This window comes from Arsenophonus sp. PmNCSU2021_1 (assembly GCF_036919435.1).
GTDB classification, from domain to species: domain Bacteria; phylum Pseudomonadota; class Gammaproteobacteria; order Enterobacterales; family Enterobacteriaceae; genus Arsenophonus; species Arsenophonus nilaparvatae.
Map to the genome: position 1 here is coordinate 293,131 of NZ_JAZHPL010000003.1, position 19,065 is coordinate 312,195.

A 19,065-nucleotide genomic window follows, 5' to 3' on the forward strand; every position below is an offset into this window, starting at 1 on the left:
AATAATAACAATAATATACACAGCATAAATTATCTATTGTAGATGGTATTTATGCATTATTTTTTTGATAAACGGGAGAGAGTTTATCATGACAGAATAAAATATGTTGTATTACCTCGCTGATCCGAGCAGTTTTTGCTGCCTTTATATTAGCTAACATCTTGCCGCCAGGCATCGGCAGATAAAAGTTCACCAAAATGGCTGGCAATTAAGCGTCGGGTCACTTCATGTAAAGGTGAAGCAAGTACTTCGGCGGTATTACCTCTTTCGACGACAACACCATTATCCATTACCAACACTTTATCGCTGATATGTTTCATCATACCTAGATGTTGAGTAACATAAATATAGGAAATACCTTGTTTTTCTTGTAATTCAAGCATTAAATTGATGATTTGAGAACGCATAGTCATATCTAATGACGCCAGTGCTTCATCGGCAATAATAATCTCTGGCTGCAGGATCAAAGCTCTTGCCAGCGCTACTCCCTGTTTTTGGCCCGCTGCTAACATATGCGGATAATAGCCTGCGTGATCCGGTAATAGCCCAACTTGGCGAAGAGTCTGTTCTATACGTTCTTCCCGTTCATGAACGGAAAGTGAAGTATTTAGAATTAAAGGGATCTCAAGGATTTGCCCAATACGCTGCCTGGGGGTTAACGAAGTACTTGGATCCTGAAATATCATGCGGATGCGTTGACTGCGATAACTATAATCGCCAGAGTTAAGTTGATGACCATTAATAAAGATTTCACCACTACTAGGTTCAATAACACCCGATAACATGCGTGCCAGGGTTGATTTACCTGAACCGTTAGCACCAATAATAGCCAAGGTTTCACCAGCTCTTAAGGTAAAACTTAACGGTTTTACTGCTTCTAATAATTGAGTTTGAAATAACCCGGTGCGATAACGAAAGGTTTTAGTCAGATTTTTGATTGCCAGTAACGGTGTTGTCATGATGTTTCCTCCATATTAAGAGGAAAATGACATGCAAAAGCCCGATTTTTTATGCTGCGTAGCGGCGGCGTGATAATGCACGTTTTTTGTGCATAGGGACAACGAGGGCCAAGACGGCAACCGATTGGTAGATGCTCTAAAGAAGGGATCGCCCCAGGTAGGGTATTTAGCCGACTTTTATGCGGAAGTGGGCTACCAAAATCCGGTACAGCACGGATTAATGCTTGTGTATAAGGATGATGGGGCCGGACCAATAACTCTTCAGGTGTTGCACTTTCAACGGTTTGGCCACAATAGAGTACGCTAATCCGATCAACGAGTTTGCTCATCATTTGCATATCATGACTAATTAGTAAAATTGTCATGTTATTGTTTTGGTTTAATCTATCAAGCAGGCGAAATATTTGTGCTTGAGTTGTCGATTCCATTGCATTGGTGGGTTCATCGGCAATCAGTAATCGTGGTTGATTTGCTAGCGCAATGGCTATCATCACTTTCTGACATTCACCTTCAGTAAGTTCATAAGGATAGCTGTACATTATATCATCGTGATCTTTAATTCCGACTCGATGGAGTAATTCAATTGCGCGTCGCCTACGCCAACTAAATCGGTGCCACCAACGACCTTTAAAAGTCCATTGCGGTATTGATTGGATAAGTTGTTTACCAATATTTTCAGCTGGATCTAAGCAAGACTGGGGTTCTTGAAAAATCATCGAAATATTATGCCCTATCACTCTACGTCGTTGGCGTGCGGTGAGCTTTAACAGATCAATATCAAGAAAATAAAAACGATCGGCAGTCACTTTTAAGTTATCTTTAGTAACGCCACAAATAGCCTTAGCAATCAAACTTTTACCTGAACCGGACTCGCCCGATAAGCCACGAATTTCGCCTTCATTTAGCTGTAAAGAAACATTATCGACGGCTTTCACTGGCCCTTTGGCGGTCATAAATTCAATAGTGAGGTTACGGATATCTAATAATGGCATTATTCCACCCCAGCATTAATGGCGCGATGTAAGCCATCACCGAGTAAGTTAACAAATAAAACGCTGATCATAATGGCTGCACCAGGAAGAAAAACTGTCCATGGTGCTACATAAATCAATTCTAAACTATCACCGAGCATAGTGCCCCATTCAGCAGTCGGTAATCTGGCGCCTAAATCAAGAAAGCCTAACGCAGCCATATCCAGAATGGCCATAGAGAGAGTGCGAGTAATTTCTGTTACCAAGATAGGTGTGATATTGGGTAATACGGTATACCAAAGGATATAAAAGTTTGAAGCACCGTCAAGTCGAGCGGCAAGAACATATTCGGTATCTAATTCATCGCGAACAGCGCTGTAAATTGTTCTAACAATTCTTGGTAATAAGGCTAACCAAATTGCTATCATCGCATTTTCAAGGCTTGAACCGGCAAAAGCGACAATAATAATCGCCAGGAGTAGCGAGGGAATTGATAACAGCGTATCTAACACATGATTTAAAATAGCTGATTTTAACCCATGGGTAATGCCGGCTAAACAACCTAATATTAATCCGACCAGCGTTGTGCTAATGGTGATCATAAGTGCAGAGCCAAAGGTAGATGCTGTACCGATAAGTAATCGACTTAAAATATCACGACCAAGATCATCAGTACCCAAAAAAAATGCCACATTACCATAATGCGACCAGGATGGAGGTAGTAGCTGGTAGCCCAAAAATTGTTGGTTAATGGTATAGGGGGCTAAGTAGCTGCCAAATAAAGTCAAAACCAGGAGAAAAGCAATACCATAAAATCCAGTCATTGCTAGAATATCATTAGAGAAAAATCGCCAGACAACCCGGATAGGGGATGGCATCTTTTGTTCACGATAAAAATTATCTGAAGACATACCCATCCTTATATTTAGAAGGGTTCATCATAGCGCCTAAAATATCCGATATGACATTAACGAAAATAACTAAAGTACCAATAATCATTACGCCGGCAGAAATTGCTGAGTAATCATTTTGTCGAATGGCTGTGACTAGCCAACGCCCTAAGCCTGGCCAATTAAATACAAGTTCAGTGATCATCGCTAGTGTTATCATAGTAGAAAACTGCAAACCAAGTTTTGGAATAATAGGAGGCAGCGCATTGTGTAAGACATGACGTTTGATAATGGTAATGCGAGAGAGTCCTCTGGTTGCTGCTGCTTTAATATAATTTTCACCCATAACAGCTTCAGTACTATTTTTCATTAACCGTATCATTTCAGAAATTGGCGCAATAGCTAATGTAGTAACGGGTAAAATCAAATGCTCTAATAGATTAATAAACATTTGGCTACGATAGATTGAATTCGATAACCACACATCGAGCAGGGCAAAACCGGTCACAGGTTCAAGATCATACAGTAAATTAATTCGGCCAGAGACCGGTAACCAGCCTAATTTCAATGAAAAAAGCAGGATAAATAATAAAGCCAACACAAAAATTGGCATAGAAAAACCGATTAGGGTAAAAATTTTAATAATGTAATCAATTGGTTTATTGCGCCAGACACCCGCAATAATGCCGGTAGGGATGCCGATTATTAAAGCTAAAATAAACGCTAAAAAGCACAACTCCATAGTGGCAGGAAAAGTGGCATTCAGCTGACTGCTAATCGGTTGACCATTAATACTAGAAAAACCAAAATTCCAATGTAATAAGCCGGTTAAATAAAAAATATAGGCATCCCATAATGATAGTCCACTTAATGGAGCATCAGCAGTGAAATAGTTCAAACTAAAACTAACCAGCGTTAGTAAAAATAAAGTAATAATTAAAAGTAATAACCGCATTAATACGTAAATAATCACCACGCTGCTCCTTCTTCGTCATTAAAATAGGAGTCAGCCGGTAGTGGGGTTTTTATCGACCCATCACGATAAACCCCGGCAAAAGAGGAGTTACCAAAGGCGCTAATAACTAGCCCTTTGATATCATAGCGATAAGCCTGTAAATGTAATGAATAAGCTAGCGGTAATACAGGTAATTCTTTTGCTAGTAATGATTGCGCTTGGTGGTAATAATTAATGCGAGATGAAATACTTTGGCTTACTAGCGCCTTACGTAAAAGTTCATCAAAGTAAGGATTACACCATTTACTCAAATTAGTATGTGATTCCTTAGCAGCGCAACTAAGTAGAGGGCGGAAAAAACTATCAGGATCATTACTATCCGTCGACCAACCGTCAAGAATCATGTCATAGTTACGATCGCTCAGCTTATTTTCTAATAAATTGCCTTCTACCGGATGAATATTCATCTTAATGCCTACTTTTGCTAAGTCTGCCTGGATAAGTTCGGCAGTTTTTAACGGGCTCGGATTATAGGATTGAGAAATAACGGGAACCCAAATATCTAATTTCATACCGGACAAACCGAGCTCTTCTAGCATTTCTTTGGCTTTTTCAGGATTATAATCTGTCACTTTAATTTGATTATCATAAGCCCATGAAGCTCTAGGTAGAACAGAAGTTGCTGTTTCAGCGGTGCCATAATAGATAGATTGCATTAATCTTTCATTATTAATTGAATACGCTATGGCTTGTCTAACCTTTAATTGATCAAGCGGTGGTTTGCTAGTGTTAAAAATCAGATAGGCGATATTCATGCCGGCTCGCATCGATAGCCGCAAACGGGCATCTTCACGTAGCACCTTTAATTGACTAGCAGCTGGATAGGCTAAGACATCGCATTCACCGGTTAATAATTTAGATATGCGTCCTGTACCGCCGGCACCCAGATCAATCACCACTTGCTGCATTAAAGGTTTGCCTTTCCAGTAGTTATTATGCCGATTTAGCTTGATAAATTGACCGGTTTGATTGCCTACCAACATGAAAGGACCAGTGCCAACAGGTTGCCAATCAATAAATTCTTTATGATTAATTTTGTTGAGATATTGCGCATATTCTTGTGAAAGTATTGGTGCATAGCGAGTTGCAAGATGCCAGAGAAATGATGCATCGGGGGTATATAATTTAAATTCAACAGTATAATTATCAATTTTACGAATACTACGGATATTGTTAGCTAATTGCAGGCTATCGAAATAAGGATAATTGCCTCCCCCAACATAGTGATAAGGATGATTTTTATCAAACATACGGGAAAAACTAAACACAACGTCATCGGCATTGAGCGTTCGTGTCGGTGTGAACCAATCTGTTGTTTGAAATGGAATATTACGTTTTAAATAAAATCGATAAGTTGCTCCTTTATCAAATGATTTCCAGTGCGAGGCAAGTTCGGAATTTAATTTGTAAGTAAATGGATTAACTTCTAATAATCGATCATAAAGTTGAGCGGCTAGTGGATCAATAATCAACCCGGTGCTGGCAATTTGCCGATTAAATGTAGTGGCAATGCCATTAACACAATAGATAAAACTGTTTTGACGAATTTGAGGTGGAAGGGTATCTGCTAATGCATTTATTGTCCCTACATTTATTAAAATAATCCATAAAATTAGGTACCGCATATAAAAACCTATTATTAAGTGCGAATGGCTTTATTGTAGCTTAACTCCTGTTATGCAACAAAATAGAGTTGATAAAATTATCAGTAATTTGTTGATAAAAATTGTCAACCAACTGCTTTGCTAACGTTATTGATAATTATAGTAACTTTAATGTATTGCTGACACGATATTGCTTAGATTGTTGCCAGTGGTTTAATTTTCTTACCAGCATCGGATGGCCACTTTCTCGATTACTAATTCTTATTTGTTATTTTGATTCTCTGGCAAATTATGTTTTTTCAGTAGTCCCCTTAATTGGTGATAAGTTAATTTTAATTGTGAAGCGGCCAAGCGCTGATTAAACTGGCTTATTTGTAATGCCTGTTCGAGCAAATTTTTTTCTGCCACCTGCTGCCATTGTTTCAAATCAATGGGAAGTTGAGGTAGCTCATCGTTTTCTTTTCTTACCACCGACATCATTGACTCATTAGCAAAGCAACTGTCTTGAACAGTATATTTATGGAGCAACGTTATGATACGACTCATCCCATTCTTGGTTCTTTCTGAGAATCGCATTCAGGATAGTCAGCAGTTTGCGCATACAGGCAACCAGCGCCACTTTTTTGGCTTTTCCTGCTGCAACCAGCCGTGTGTAAAATGCTTTTATCACCGGATTGAAACGAGTTGCAACCAGTGCAGCCATGTACAAAGAGGTTCGAACTCCGGCCCGACCGCCAAAAATGGTTCGTCGGCCACGCATGGTTCCCGAGTCTCTATTAACAGGAGCTACCCCAACCAGTGCACTGATCTCCCTGCGCGAGAGTTTCCCTAACTCAGGGACTTCTGCCAGCAATGTAGCAGCAGTCATCATACCAATGCCTTTGATAGTACTTAGCCGCTCTGCAAGCTCGTTGAAATGATCCGTAATATGCTTATGCATATCCTCGTCAATCCGTTTAAGTTCATTTTCTAGTGCATTGATGATGTTACTGATGCTTTTTCTGTTTTGCGGGTGAGATGGATGCATCCGGTTTCTTTCAGCTACAAGCATTGCAATCAGCTGCCGTCTGCGCACCACCATAGCAGCAAGAATCTGACGCTCTGCATCAGGAATAGCCTGGATAAAACGTGACCGCTCAGGATGGCGGTTAATGACATCAGCCATCTGAGCTAAAACTCTGGCATCTATTCTATCAGTCTTTGCCAGATAGCCCATGGATCGAGCAAAGTCTCTGGCTTGCCTGGGATTGATAACGGCAACATCAAAACCTTCAGCCTGAAGAGCGCATGCAATCGCTGCCTCGAGACCACCTGTAGCTTCCATCAGAATCAAGGCTATGTTGTTCTTTTTCAGTTGATAAATGATGGTATCGAACCCGTCAGGGTTATTGCTGACTCTGAACTGCTCAATGTTATTGGTGCCTGCAATATCCAATGAAGCTTTAGAAACATCAATTCCTACACAAATTGGATTTAGCTGACTCATATTACCCATCCTTGCAAATACGTTATGAATTACGGACAACTGTTCGGGTTTCAGATGAGTGGCTAAGTGTATGCATCATTCGCTTTGCTACGGGCTATAAACCCCAGGGACAATCGGATTACATACACCTTGCCAAATCTAATCGCTATTATTATAACCAAATTTCAAGATACAAGGGATTGAAGACAATCAAATCTAATGGTTCAGCTCTATCGCCATGACGATAGACGGAACGCTCAATAACATTCTTTAATTCACGTACATTACCCGTACCCGGCCAGGGATAAGCTGACAGGTTTTTTTGTGCTTTAACAGTAAATCCAGGGAAAAAAGAGAGATTGAGCTCACGGCACATATTAATTGCGAAATGTTCAGCTAGTAACATAATATCGGCTAATCGCTCACGTAAGGGCGGAATGTGGATGACATCAAAGGCTAGACGGTCAAGTAGATCGGCACGAAACAAGCCTTTATTAGCTAATTGGGGTAGATTAGCGTTGGTTGCGCAAATAAGCCTAACATTGACTTTAAGGCTTTGACTACCACCAACACGTTCTAGTTGGCCATATTCGATCACCAGTAATAATTTTTCTTGTACAATCATGGGGGCGGTTGCCAACTCGTCAAGGAAAAGTGTGCCTCGATCTGCCCGTTCAAATCGGCCTAAATGTCTTTTTTGTGCTCCAGTAAATGCGCCTGCTTCATGACCAAATAATTCGGAATCTAATAAATTTTCATTCAGTGCACTGCAATTAAGGGAAACAAATGGTTCTTGCCAACGTGGTGAAAGGTAATGAAGACGGATAGCAATCAGCTCCTTGCCTGTTCCTCGCTCACCTGTAACTAAAACCGGTTTACTCAGTTTGGCAAGTGCAGAAGTTTGCTCCAGTATTTCTAAGAAATTATCTGCAGTACCAAGAATATTATCTGTTGAGAGTTGCATGGTCATTTTAGCCATTTATTGGTCATTTTAATTATCTGTAAATTATAACGAAAATTGGAATAAAAGATAACAAAATAAAAATTTAATTATTTCATATGGTTATATTTTTTTGTAAAATTGGCATGAATATTGTTTATCAATAATTAAGGTTAAAAAATTTAATGACAAATCAATCATTCAATATTAATTAAGGAATTTATCGATGGGCATTTTCACACGTTTCGCAGATATCATTAATGCAAATGTTGCTTCTTTACTTGATAAGGCAGAAGATCCACAAAAAATGATCCGTTTAATGATCCAAGAAATGGAAGATATGTTAGTTGAGTCTCGTTCAATCTCGGCACGCACTTTAGCTGAGCAGAAAGGATTAGAGCGTCGTATTGCTAGCGGTGAAAAACAAGTTATACAATGGCAAGAAAAAGCAGAACTGGCGCTAGTTAAAGATAAAGAGGATTTAGCTCGCGCGGCATTAATTGAAAAGCAAAAAGTGGCTACCATTATTGATACACTAAAAAGTGAGTTAATTATGGTAAATGAAACATTAGTACGTATGAAAGACGAGATTGCTGAATTAGAGCAAAAACTGACTGAAACACGGGCAAAGCAGCAAACTATGGTATTAAGGCATCAAGCCGCGCAATCCAGTCGTGATGTGCGTCGTCAATTAGATAGTGGTAAATTGGACGAAGCATTAGTGCGGTTTGAACAGTTTGAGCAGCGGATCGATCATATGGAAAGTGAAGCGCAAAGTTATCATTTAGGTAAACAAAAATCCTTAGACCAACAGTTTGCTGAATTAAAAGCTGATGATGAAATCAGTGAGCAATTGGCTGCGTTGAAAGCTAAACTGAACAAGCAAGAGTAATCTATTGGTAGCCAAAATTAATGATTAATAAGGAAATGTGATGGGCTCTATATTTATTGGGTTAGTTTTATTGATCTTTGTTATCTTTATTCTGCCTATTTGATTATGGTGCCACTATGGTAAAAAAGTAAATAGCCATAGTCAATTAACGCAGAATGAGATCCAGCGACTAACGCAGTTAGCCGAGCGAGCACAACGCATGCAGCAACGTATTAAAGCGCTGGAAGATATTCTGAATGCAGAGCATCCAAATTGGAGGCAAATATAATGGCAAAAATGGGCGCGCGAAAACTTTATCGGCGTACTGATCAACGTATGATTGGGGGTGTTTGTGCCGGGTTGGCGCATTACTTTGATTTACCGGTTAATTTAGTACGGGCACTGGCGGTTGTGGCATTATTCTTGGGATTTTTTGCCATTACCATCGTTATTTATCTGTTAATGTGGTTTTTTATCGAACCGGCACCGGTAGGTTATCAGGATGAAACTGATGTTAGTGTTAAAGTGACTAAGTTAATGAATGAAATCGATCAGCAATTGAAAGCGGGTGAAAAAAAACTGCGCCAAATGGAGCGCTATATCACTTCTGATAGTTTCAGTATTGATAGTCGCATCAATAAATTGTAACTAATTATCAAATTAGGGTAGAGTGAATAATGCTCTACCGTAAAATCATTTTTCTTATCAATTAAATAATTATCCTATGTATTAACAGAATAATATGCTGATTAGCTGACTAAAAATTAAGGTTTTAAGCGGAAAAATGGCAAGAATAGCAATAATTATGGTTATTCATTACGCGCCAACAGGAATAATTGGACTAATGTTAAAATATACTAGCCGCAAACCTTTGCGATGGTTTAGTTAATAGTTATACAGCTATTGCAACGTCCAGGCATTGCTAAACTTGTGCGTAAGTTGTTATGGGAGGAATATGGAAAGATTGCGAAGTGAGCTTAGTGAACTGGTCAATCGAAGCGTAGATCGTCATGTCCGTTTAGCGGTTACCGGGCTTAGCCGTAGCGGTAAAACGGCATTTATTACCTCGCTGGTTAATCAATTACTACATGTGCACAGTGGGGCGCGTTTGCCACTGTTTTCCGCCGCAAGAGATGGCCGTCTATTAGTTGCAAAACGGATCCCGCAGAAACATTTTAATATTCCTCGTTTTGCTTATGACGAAAATATAGCAGCACTGTACCATTCTCCTCCTCAATGGCCGACTACTACCCGTGGGATGAGTGAGATATGTTTGCAACTACGTTATCGATCGCAACAGAGTTTGCTACGCCACATCAAAGAGACTTCTAATTTATATATTGAAATTATTGACTATCCAGGCGAATGGTTGCTGGATCTGCCTATGTTGACTCAGGACTATTTTAGTTGGTCGCGGCAAATGCAACAGCTATTAAAAGGCCGTGATAAGGAGGGGGGCACAGCAATGGTTGCAACTTTGTCAACAGTGCGACCCCTTTGCAGCGGCTGATGAGAAATTATTAGCTAATATTGCTCAGGCTTACACCGATTACTTGGTTTTTTGTAAACAACAGGGGCAATATTTTATTCAGCCAGGGCGATTTGTATTACCTGGTGATCTTGCAGGGGCACCGGTATTGCAGTTTTTTCCTTGGCCCAATATTGATACAACAGATGAACTGAAATTAAAGCAAGCGGACAAACAGTCTAATATTGGTATGTTGCAACAGCGTTATCACTATTATTGTCAAAAAATTATTAAGCGTTTTTATAAAGATTACTTTCAACATTTTGATCGGCAAATTGTTTTAGTTGACTGTTTAGCTGCATTGAATAACGGTCCGGCAGCATTTAATGATATGCAGGCCGCATTAACCCAAATTATGCGTAGCTTTCATTATGGTAAACGGACACTATTGCGCCGCATGTTCTCACCACATATTGATAAATTACTTTTCGCGGCAAGTAAGGTTGATCATATAACCCATGATCAACATGCCAATTTAGTTTCATTGCTCCAGCAATTAGTTCGTGCGGCCTGGCGAAATGCCGCTTTTGAAGGGATCAGGATGGATTGTCTGGCACTAGCTGGAATTCAGGCGACAGAAAATGGCATGATTGAATATCAAGGAGAACGGGTACCTGCCTTAAAGGGACATAGATTAACAGATGGTCGATTAATGACTTTTTTTCCAGGTGAGGTACCACGGCATTTGCCTAATGCTGATTTTTGGTTAAAGCAGGGATTTGATTTTGAATCTTTTCGGCCTCGCGAAACAGCGACTGACCAACCTGTTGCTCATATTCGATTGTATAGTGCTTTAGAATTTTTACTCGGAGATAAATTGAAATGAGTAAACCTAAAATCCCGCATCGATTTTGATGAGTCTTTGCCGGCAAACAAAAAAACAAAGTTAAAAAAAGCCAAAGTGTTTGATCAATTAGCGCCTGAACAATTTGCGGCTAGCAGCCACGAAGCAGAAAATGACGAACGAGAAGGTGAAATTGAGGCATTGGTCAATGCTGCACTCAAACCGCGCTATAGTTTTTGGCGTAAACTGGTGGTTATTGCTTTAAGTTTAATCGTAATGAGTATTTTTGCTCAAACCGGCCAATGGATCTACCAAGCGTGGATAAAGCAAAATTGGGTTTCTTTAGCTATTGTCGCGGCTGGTGGCTTAATTATTATTGCTGCTATTGGCGCCATAATAACTGAATGGCGGCGGCTTTATTATTTAAAAGAACGTAGTCAAGAACGGATCCAGGCTAGAGAATTTTTGCAAAGTCATGGTATGCATGGCGGGCGTGAATTTTGTCAAAAGCTAGGCAAACAATCGGCGATAGGCTTAGATCATCCGGCGATGAAACGTTGGCAGGCAACAATCCATGATAGTCATAATGATAAAGAAATCGTGACACTTTATAGCCAAATAGTGCAACCTATTTTGTGGATGAGCAGGCTAGCAAAGAGATTAATCGTTCATCAGCTGAATCGGCGTTAATGATTGCCGTTAGTCCTTTAGCTATTGTCGACATGGCATTTATTGCCTGGCGCAATATTCGATTGATTAATCGGATTGCAGCTATTTATGGCATTGAGCTAGGGTATTATAGCCGTATCCGATTATTTAAAATGGTATTAATTAATATTGCTTTTGCTGGAGCAAGTGAGTTGGTGCGTGAAATTGGCATGGATTGGTTATCGCAAGATATTATGGCACGGCTCTCTACACGAGCGGCTCAAGGGATCGGCGCCGGTTTACTCACAGCTAGATTAGGTATTAAAACGATAGAGTTATGCCGTCCTTTACCGTGGATGGATGATAAACCTAAATTGGCTGATTTTCGTCGTCAACTATTCAGCCAGTTAAAAAGTATTATGCCAAAAAGCGTTGAGCATAAAAAGATTTAACTAATTCACCATCAAGCTTAATTGGGTAATTTTTTAATTAAGATCTCTGTTGACTAAATGGTAAGCAGCAATATTAGATTAATGCTTATCCGTTTATCATTTCTGGTGCTAGTGTTTATGTTATAAAACGTTTTCTATGGTAGCTTAATAAATAAAAATACATACTTAATTAATTAAATAGTAAATTATATAGACATAAGGTTCTCAGTGATGCGATTAGAAGTGATTTGCCAAGATCGAATGGGACTAACACGTGAATTACTTGATTTACTTGTTTTACAAAACATTGACCTTGAAGGGATTGAAATTTCACCAAATCGTAATATTTATCTCAGATTTGCTCAAATTGACACTACGACGTTTCAACTGTTAATGACTGAAATTCGGCGTATTCGTGGTGTTAAAGATGTTAAGAGGGTCTCTTTTATGCCTTCTGAGCATGAAAAAAAATTATTATTAACTCTATTAAATACATTTCCTGATCCTATTTTTTCGGTTAATGCTAAAGCTCACATCGAATTAGCCAATTCAGCGATGTTAAAATTGTTTGCTATTGATAATAATCAGTTAAAAGAAAAAAAATTTAATCAGCTAATAAATCACCCGCGTTTGGCAAAATTACTAGAGCAAAATAATTTACAATCTTATTCTGAACAAGTGGTGATTAAAGGTAATAAATATTTGCTGCAGGTTACGCCAATTAACAACCATAAAGCAACGGGTTCGATTGAAAATGCAGGCGCCATTATTCTACTAAAAGTATTACCCGCAGAGCAGCAGTATCAAGCAGATAAAATAGCAGCAGCAGATAGTTTTGCTCACATCATTGCAGTCAGTCCCAAAATGAGCCAGCTGGTTGAGGATCTAAAAAAAATAGCTTTACTTGATGAACCGCTTCTATTGGTTGGGGAAACCGGAACGGGTAAAGATATTTTAGCTAAAGCTTGTCACTTGCAGAGCATCAGAGGCGATAAACCTTTCTTAGGGCTTAATTGTGCATCGATGCCAGAGGATGTGGTTGAAAACGAGCTGTTTGGTTATGCTGCAGGGGCTTATCCAAATGCCATTGAGGCTAAAAAAGGATTTTTTGAGCAAGCGAATGGAGGTACTGTTTTACTTGATGAAATTGGTGAAATGTCGCCACAAATGCAGATCAAACTATTACGTTTCTTAAATGATGGTACTTTTCGTCGGGTAGGTGAAGAGCAAGAAGTTAAAGTTGATGTCAGAGTGATCTGCGCGACACAAAAAAACTTGCTGGAATTAGTTGAAAAAGGGCAATTCAGGCAAGATTTATACTACCGCCTGCATGTATTAACGGTGAACTTACCCCCGCTGCGTGAACGACAAGCTGATATAATACCGCTTACGGTAGAATTTGTTAGGCAATTTTCACAAGAACAAGGTATTGAAAAACCGAAACTTTCGTCTAAGTTAGGGCATTACCTTGCCGGTTATCACTGGCCTGGTAACGTGCGGCAGCTACGTAATGTTCTCTATCAGGCCTTAATTCAATTGGCAGGACGAGAATTAACGCCACAAGATATTCATTTGCCAGATCTAAAAGATATTTCATTGTTTAGCGCCGATCAATTAAATGGTACCTTAGATGAATTAACAAAACATTTTGAAGCTTCAATATTGGCGCGACTTTATCAAGATTATCCAAGTACACGTAAATTAGCTAAACGGCTTAACGTATCGCATACAGCAATTGCAAATAAGTTGCGGGAGTATGGATTAAGTCATAAAAAATAGAGTCAGGGTGAGTGATAGTGTAATTTGGATCAAGATAGCGATAAGTTTTATCGCTATCGAATTAAAACTAGACAAATAGTTTAATTAAAAAACAGATATTTTTAGTAAGTATTAATATCACTATTTTAAGGCATTAAGAGCGGCATCATAGTCGGGTTCATGGGTGATTTCATCAACTAATTGACTATAAATGACTTTATCGTTTTCATCGATGATAACCACAGCACGCGCTGCTAGTCCTTTTAATGGCCCAGAGGTCATTTCTACGCCGTAGTCTTTACTGAAGGTAGGTGCACGAAAAAACGATAATGTAACTACATTCTCAAGGGCCTCGGAGCCACAAAACCGGCTCTGTGCAAAAGGAAGATCGGCAGAAATACATAATACAACACTGTTTTCTAGTTGGCTGGCTATTTGGTTAAACTTGCGAACAGAGCTAGCGCAAACACCGGTATCAATACTGGGAAATATATTAAGAATTTTTCGGTTGCCTTGATAATCTGACAAGGATTTTTCTGCAAGATCGCTCGCTACAAGGGTAAATTGTTTAGCTTTATCACCAGGTTGCAAGAAAGTACCATTGATAGCAACACCTTCCCCTTTGAAATTTGTACTAGTTGACATCTTATCCTTTCCTTCTTAATAACATTTAGTTCAACAATTCTAAATGAAAATAATTAAGTTTCCTATCTAAATCGTTACAACAACTTGTGTTATATCTAATTGTTTTAACCAAATTATTTTCTATAATTATAATAACATCGGGATATAATATGGAAATCTATATGCTTCGCTATAGAACAGCATTAGCAATATTCTTTTTAAATTGTATCGTCAACACTAAACCTGCCGTGGCTGCGTTGGTGGTTAGAGGGGACTTATTAGCTGAAAAACAAGAGATAGTTAGGCAGATTAATGCGGATCCAACTTCTCTTGATCCTATCAGCAATGTTGGTTTAGCAGAATCGCATATAATACGTGATTTATTTGAAGGATAAATGATGATAATCTATCAGTAATAGCCGTTAACCGTCATCGATAGGAGATATTTTATAGATAATAAACTGTTTTATATCATTTTTATTTCTTATCTCAGCATAGAATAGCTGTTTTTAGCCGCCTATTATAACCCTTGCGTCATGAAATTTATGTACATATTGGTGTACATGAAATATTATAGAAAAAAGACGCAAGGAGAAAAAAGATGGCGGTGAGTGATTCATGGTTAAGAGCGGTAAATGGTAAGCCACAAGCTAAAATTGTGACTAAATCAGACAGAGAGGGTTTATCGGTTCGCGTGACACCGAAAGGTAAAGTGATTTTTCAATATCGTTATCGCTGGCAAGGGAAAGGTGATCGGATAGATATTGGAACCTATCCGGCGATCAGTTTAAAAGATGCGCGTGATAGCGCGCTTTTTTACCGTCGTGAATTGGAACAGCATAGAAACCCTAAAGTGGTTAAACGTACACGTAAGCAACAGTCGGTTGACGCGCACACGGTTGAATCTGTTATTAGGGATTGGTGGGAAAAAACGCTTAAAAATGTACAGGTAAACGCTATAGCGATACTACGGTCATTTGAAATTTATGTTTTCCCTAAGATCGGCAATTTACCCCATGACGAAACCCACTTGCATGTCTGGTTATCGCTAATCGAAGAGGTGGTAAAAGCAAAACCAGCAATAGGGGCACGAATTTTACTTTATGCCAAAACCGCCCATCGGTGGGGGATACGCAGGGGGATCATCAGTTTAAATCCGCTTATCGATGTAACACCTCAAGATTTAGGGGTAAAAGTGCAACCGGGCGAAAGGATATTAAGTGAAGATGAACTCAGAGTATTATTTGCGTTAATTGATGCGCCAGACTATAACCCTAGAAATGCCCTGATAATCAAACTGGCGTTGTTGTTTGGTTCCCGAATAGGCGAATTGCTAAAAGCAAAAATGGCTGATTTCGATTTTACTAAAGGAATATGGACAGTCCCACCAGAAAATCATAAAACAGGGCGGAAAAGCAAAAAGCCCATCATCCGGCCTATTATTCCAGCGGCAGAGGAATTGATAAAAACTGCCAAGACAATGATTTGTGCTAGTGATTATTTGTTTACCGTGTCTGGTGGTAGACCGTTACGTATAAATGGTCACAACGCTTTTATTCCCTATCTCAACAAAAAAATGGCTCGCAGATCTGAGAACTATACCCACTGGTCAATTCACGATTTGCGTAAAACCATGCGGACGGGGGTTGCGGAGTTAACTCAACCCCATGTTGCTGAAATCATGCTAGGCCATAAATTACCGGGCGTTTGGCAGGTATACGACAAGCATACCTACCTGGAAGAGCAGCGAGAGGCTTATGAGCGCTGGTGGAATAAAGTTAATCAAATCGTTTACCCATCTCCCAATCCAGAATATCCTGCCGGGCAAAATTAAGCTCATCAGACCTAAACCGAGGGCGTGGAAAACCGTCACGCCGTTGTTTTCCATTACCCGCCCACTGTCTGACTGTGTGTATTGTCACTCTGTACCTTTTTGCCAGTTCACTGGTTTTGACAAAAGGGGATTCATTCATAGGATTTTCTCCTTATTACATCGTTTCAGTATTGGTGATTTGAGTGGGGGAAATTCAGGTGGGATAATAACTACACGAGTTTCGCACAGACATATAAAATTCTATAAATGGCTCAAAAGCAATGATTAATCGGCAAGTTACTAAAACGTATAAATTTACTTAAATTACAATAAGTTGTTTTTGATTTATAAGATTCTGTCTATTTATATATTATGCTGAATTAAACTTAAAAAAAGAGCGTTTATTTATTGGTGTGAAACTCGTGTAAATGTATAAATATTTGTAAATTTAAGGTTAATTCTTTATTTTTCTTGTATAGTTATTTGGTTGTGTGTTTGCTATTCACAATTTTTTCCCTGGTGTTGGCCAGCCTAGCGCTGGTCTTTTTTATTTCCTTTTCATTGCTTCGAGTAATAAATCCTGTATTGCCCGTTTTGAATTACGGCGCGCCATCACCACTTCATCGAGTGTATCTTTAGCGACGATATGGTGAATAAAGACAGGGCGATTATGTCCGGCTTGCGCTTGACGGGTGGGGCCGATACGCTCGATAATTTGCTGGTACTGCTCCAAATCCCACCAGTGGGAGAAAAAGACCAGAATATTACCGCCGTCCTGTAAATTTAAGCCGTGTCCACAGCTTGCGGGGTGGGCAAAAAGCAACGGAATTTTGCCATTATTCCAGTCGGTAAGGGTTTGAGGGTTAGCGTCTAACATTTTGCCTTTTGGGAAGGCTTTTAATAAACGCTCCAGGTCATGCTTCCAGTGGTAAGCGACCAGTACAGGCATCCCTCCGGCTTCATTGACAATACTTTTCAGCGCCTGGATTTTGGCATCGTGTATTTCTGTCCAGTTGTGATTGTCATCGCTATAAATAGCGCCGGCTGCAATTTGTAAAGTTTTTATTGTTTTGGCAGCGGCATTTAATGCTTCAATAGCGCTATCGCCCAACTCAAGAAGCAGTTCTTTTTCCATGGCCTGATAGTGTGCTCGCGCTTTTGCGGGTAGCGTAACGTTGATAACGTTGTGTACCGGTTCCTCGATATCAAACCAGTCGGCGGCATTAAGTGATAAGGTGATATCGCTAAGCGCTAACTGAATTTGAAGATGCGCAAACCCTAAAGGCTCAAATCTGCTCCATTGTTGGCCAGGGAACTGGATACGGTTAAACCAGCGGGACATAAACGCATTATGCGTTCTGCCTAAGCGTTCACCCTGGTCAACAAACCATGCTTGGCCCCATAAGTCCATCAGGCCATTGGGTGAAGGGGGTACCGGTCAGATTCACCCATCTATGAACAGATTTATGCGCGATTTTGGCAAGGGCTGCGGTGCGTTTACCGTCTTTGCGTAACCGGAATGATTTTAAGCGTGTGCTCTCATCGGCAATAATTGTGCCAAAAGGCCAACTGTCCCCAAGGATGTCAACCAGCCAGACAAGATTGTCATAATTGACCGTAAATATGCTGGCATGGGTATTTTTGAGTGCTGCCATCCGTGATTTGGCTGTGCCAATGATGGGTTGTACTTCGATATTATGGAGGTGGTTCCATTTAAGTGCTTCATCCGGCCAGGTGGATTGGGCTACCCGTAAAGGGGCTAACACCAGTGTGGGTTTGGTTTCACTGCCTGATAAATAGAGATTTTCTAACGCCGTCAGCGTTGCTGCTGTTTTACCCATTCCCATTCCCGCCCAGACATTTGAGCGTTTTATATCGAGTAGGTGATTGATAATGAGATTTTGGTAAGGGCGAGGGGTGAAGGTTTTAGCGATTGTCTTTTGTTCAGGCGACAATCTGGATAGTTTTGTCATGGGTATGTAATCCGTTCCAGTTCTTTTTCATGGGGAGTTTGTCAGCCAAATACTGGTCATAAAGTCGCTGGGCGCCTTTTCTCAGCAAAACAGGGCGATAACTAATGAAACTATTCGCACCATGGGGGCTGATTTCATTTTGTTTTTCGGTTAAATATTTATCCCGAGCGGTAGCGGCAACACGCCAGCGTAAATTGTTACCGGACTTACTTTCGTTATAGAGCCAGTTTTTTGCTGCAAGATAATGATTTATCTGTTGACTATTCACGCCGTTAAGCATTTTGCTAAATTGGGTAGGGGTCATGCCTTCTTTAAAAAGATTTTTAAGACAATCGTTTTCGGTTGAGAGACTTTTATTTTCCAGTAACAGCTTTTCTTTCTCTTCCTCGGCACGAACAACCATGAGCGCCAGTTCTTTTGCCGTTAGTAATGCTTGAGGTTGTAAAACACGCCTTTCGCATTCAATAAAATACTGTCTGGCCTGCTTCCCTTTTTCGTTACGCTCAACCATGGATAGTTCTTTCGCCATATCAAGGGAAATGTGATATTCCTTTGCCGGACGACCTCCTAAGGGGTTTTCGCCAGAATTGGCGAAAACTATATAGTCGATATTGTCTTCAAATCCGTATTGCTTAATACGGTCTTTAATCCAATTTGAGAAATCCTTGCCAACTTCTAAAAATTGATGTAAATCACGGGCATTAACCGTTTGGATTAATGAGTCATTGATGTTTTTTGTTTCGATGTTGATTAAATTTTGCATGTAAAAATTCCTCAATAATGAAATTGAT

13 protein-coding genes and 6 pseudogenes are annotated in these 19,065 nt (G+C 39.8%); 8 read left to right on the plus strand and 11 right to left on the minus strand.

Features of this window, described 5'->3' with window-relative positions:
• Window positions 1–149: 149 nt before the first annotated feature.
• The 8 genes and pseudogenes from sapF to V3224_RS03840 form a co-directional block, all read right to left on the minus strand.
• A complete protein-coding gene (gene sapF / locus V3224_RS03805; RefSeq protein ID WP_334468626.1) occupies window positions 150–959 on the minus strand; it encodes a putrescine export ABC transporter ATP-binding protein SapF in 810 nt (269 codons plus the stop codon).
• Window positions 956–1,951, minus strand: coding sequence for a putrescine export ABC transporter ATP-binding protein SapD (gene sapD / locus V3224_RS03810; protein WP_334468628.1), 996 nt, complete (start codon window positions 1,949–1,951; stop codon window positions 956–958). The genes sapF and sapD overlap by 4 nt, the downstream gene beginning before the upstream one ends.
• Window positions 1,951–2,841 (minus strand): putrescine export ABC transporter permease SapC, encoded by an 891-nt coding sequence (gene sapC / locus V3224_RS03815; protein WP_334468630.1) that lies wholly within the window; start codon window positions 2,839–2,841, stop codon window positions 1,951–1,953. The genes sapD and sapC overlap by 1 nt, the downstream gene beginning before the upstream one ends.
• Window positions 2,828–3,793, minus strand: coding sequence for a putrescine export ABC transporter permease SapB (sapB, locus tag V3224_RS03820; RefSeq protein WP_334468632.1), 966 nt, complete (start codon window positions 3,791–3,793; stop codon window positions 2,828–2,830). The genes sapC and sapB overlap by 14 nt, the downstream gene beginning before the upstream one ends.
• Window positions 3,790–5,460, minus strand: coding sequence for an ABC transporter substrate-binding protein SapA (sapA, locus tag V3224_RS03825; protein ID WP_334468633.1), 1,671 nt, complete (start codon window positions 5,458–5,460; stop codon window positions 3,790–3,792). Before sapA ends, sapB begins: the two co-directional genes overlap by 4 nt.
• 240 nt (window positions 5,461–5,700) lie before the next feature.
• Window positions 5,701–5,886, minus strand: a pseudogene (locus tag V3224_RS03830) (helix-turn-helix domain-containing protein); the annotation flags it as partial.
• A 70-nt stretch (window positions 5,887–5,956) separates the two neighbouring features.
• On the minus strand, window positions 5,957–6,925 hold the full coding sequence (locus V3224_RS03835) for an IS110 family transposase (RefSeq protein ID WP_032115191.1): 969 nt from the start codon (window positions 6,923–6,925) through the stop codon (window positions 5,957–5,959).
• A gap of 175 nt (window positions 6,926–7,100) precedes the next feature.
• Window positions 7,101–7,868 (minus strand): annotated as a pseudogene (locus tag V3224_RS03840) (sigma 54-interacting transcriptional regulator); the annotation flags it as partial.
• A 202-nt stretch (window positions 7,869–8,070) separates the two neighbouring features.
• Here V3224_RS03840 and pspA point away from each other — a divergent pair.
• From pspA to tyrR, 6 genes and pseudogenes are all read left to right on the plus strand, one after another.
• Window positions 8,071–8,736 carry a phage shock protein PspA gene (pspA, locus tag V3224_RS03845; RefSeq protein WP_334468634.1) on the plus strand — a complete coding sequence of 222 codons (666 nt, stop codon included), beginning with the start codon at window positions 8,071–8,073 and terminating at the stop codon, window positions 8,734–8,736.
• A 40-nt stretch (window positions 8,737–8,776) separates the two neighbouring features.
• A pseudogene (gene pspB / locus V3224_RS03850) lies at window positions 8,777–9,004 on the plus strand (envelope stress response membrane protein PspB).
• On the plus strand, window positions 9,004–9,363 hold the full coding sequence (gene pspC / locus V3224_RS03855; RefSeq protein ID WP_334468636.1) for an envelope stress response membrane protein PspC: 360 nt from the start codon (window positions 9,004–9,006) through the stop codon (window positions 9,361–9,363). Before pspB ends, pspC begins: the two are co-directional and overlap by 1 nt.
• A 307-nt stretch (window positions 9,364–9,670) precedes the next feature.
• Window positions 9,671–11,069, plus strand: a pseudogene (locus V3224_RS03860) (YcjX family protein).
• Between the two features lie 18 nt (window positions 11,070–11,087).
• A pseudogene (locus V3224_RS03865) lies at window positions 11,088–12,127 on the plus strand (YcjF family protein).
• Between the two features lie 210 nt (window positions 12,128–12,337).
• The gene (gene tyrR / locus V3224_RS03870; protein ID WP_334468637.1) at window positions 12,338–13,885 is read left to right on the plus strand and encodes a transcriptional regulator TyrR; all 1,548 of its coding nucleotides are present in this window, start codon (window positions 12,338–12,340) and stop codon (window positions 13,883–13,885) included.
• A 120-nt stretch (window positions 13,886–14,005) separates the two neighbouring features.
• Here the strand turns inward: tyrR and tpx are convergent, their stop codons facing one another.
• On the minus strand, window positions 14,006–14,509 hold the full coding sequence (gene tpx / locus V3224_RS03875) for a thiol peroxidase (protein WP_334468638.1): 504 nt from the start codon (window positions 14,507–14,509) through the stop codon (window positions 14,006–14,008).
• A 149-nt stretch (window positions 14,510–14,658) separates the two neighbouring features.
• Between tpx and V3224_RS03880 the strand changes: the two genes are divergently transcribed.
• Together V3224_RS03880 and V3224_RS03885 are read left to right on the plus strand one after the other, a co-directional pair.
• Complete coding sequence (locus V3224_RS03880; protein WP_334468640.1) at window positions 14,659–14,883, plus strand: hypothetical protein; 225 nt, start codon at window positions 14,659–14,661, stop codon at window positions 14,881–14,883.
• A gap of 206 nt (window positions 14,884–15,089) precedes the next feature.
• The gene (locus V3224_RS03885) at window positions 15,090–16,322 is read left to right on the plus strand and encodes a tyrosine-type recombinase/integrase (protein ID WP_334468642.1); all 1,233 of its coding nucleotides are present in this window, start codon (window positions 15,090–15,092) and stop codon (window positions 16,320–16,322) included.
• A 526-nt stretch (window positions 16,323–16,848) separates the two neighbouring features.
• On the opposite strand, the pseudogene V3224_RS03890 reads toward V3224_RS03885, so the two are convergent.
• Window positions 16,849–18,274, minus strand: a pseudogene (locus V3224_RS03890) (SNF2-related protein).
• The gene (locus V3224_RS03895; protein ID WP_334468644.1) at window positions 18,246–19,037 is read right to left on the minus strand and encodes an antA/AntB antirepressor family protein; all 792 of its coding nucleotides are present in this window, start codon (window positions 19,035–19,037) and stop codon (window positions 18,246–18,248) included. The pseudogene V3224_RS03890 and the gene V3224_RS03895 overlap by 29 nt, the downstream one beginning before the upstream one ends.
• Window positions 19,038–19,065 lie beyond the last annotated feature (28 nt).

Bases quoted from the DNA above. Each gene is read 5' to 3' on its own strand.
- sapF (WP_334468626.1), bottom strand. From the start codon at position 959: ATGACAACACCGTTACTGGCAATCAAAAATCTGACTAAAACCTTTCGT.
- sapD (WP_334468628.1), bottom strand. From the start codon at position 1,951: ATGCCATTATTAGATATCCGTAACCTCACTATTGAATTTATGACCGCC.
- sapC (WP_334468630.1), bottom strand. From the start codon at position 2,841: ATGTCTTCAGATAATTTTTATCGTGAACAAAAGATGCCATCCCCTATC.
- sapA (WP_334468633.1), bottom strand. From the start codon at position 5,460: ATGCGGTACCTAATTTTATGGATTATTTTAATAAATGTAGGGACAATA.
- V3224_RS03835 (WP_032115191.1), bottom strand. From the start codon at position 6,925: ATGAGTCAGCTAAATCCAATTTGTGTAGGAATTGATGTTTCTAAAGCT.
- pspA (WP_334468634.1), top strand. From the start codon at position 8,071: ATGGGCATTTTCACACGTTTCGCAGATATCATTAATGCAAATGTTGCT.
- pspC (WP_334468636.1), top strand. From the start codon at position 9,004: ATGGCAAAAATGGGCGCGCGAAAACTTTATCGGCGTACTGATCAACGT.
- tyrR (WP_334468637.1), top strand. From the start codon at position 12,338: ATGCGATTAGAAGTGATTTGCCAAGATCGAATGGGACTAACACGTGAA.
- tpx (WP_334468638.1), bottom strand. From the start codon at position 14,509: ATGTCAACTAGTACAAATTTCAAAGGGGAAGGTGTTGCTATCAATGGT.
- V3224_RS03880 (WP_334468640.1), top strand. From the start codon at position 14,659: ATGGAAATCTATATGCTTCGCTATAGAACAGCATTAGCAATATTCTTT.
- V3224_RS03885 (WP_334468642.1), top strand. From the start codon at position 15,090: ATGGCGGTGAGTGATTCATGGTTAAGAGCGGTAAATGGTAAGCCACAA.
- V3224_RS03895 (WP_334468644.1), bottom strand. From the start codon at position 19,037: ATGCAAAATTTAATCAACATCGAAACAAAAAACATCAATGACTCATTA.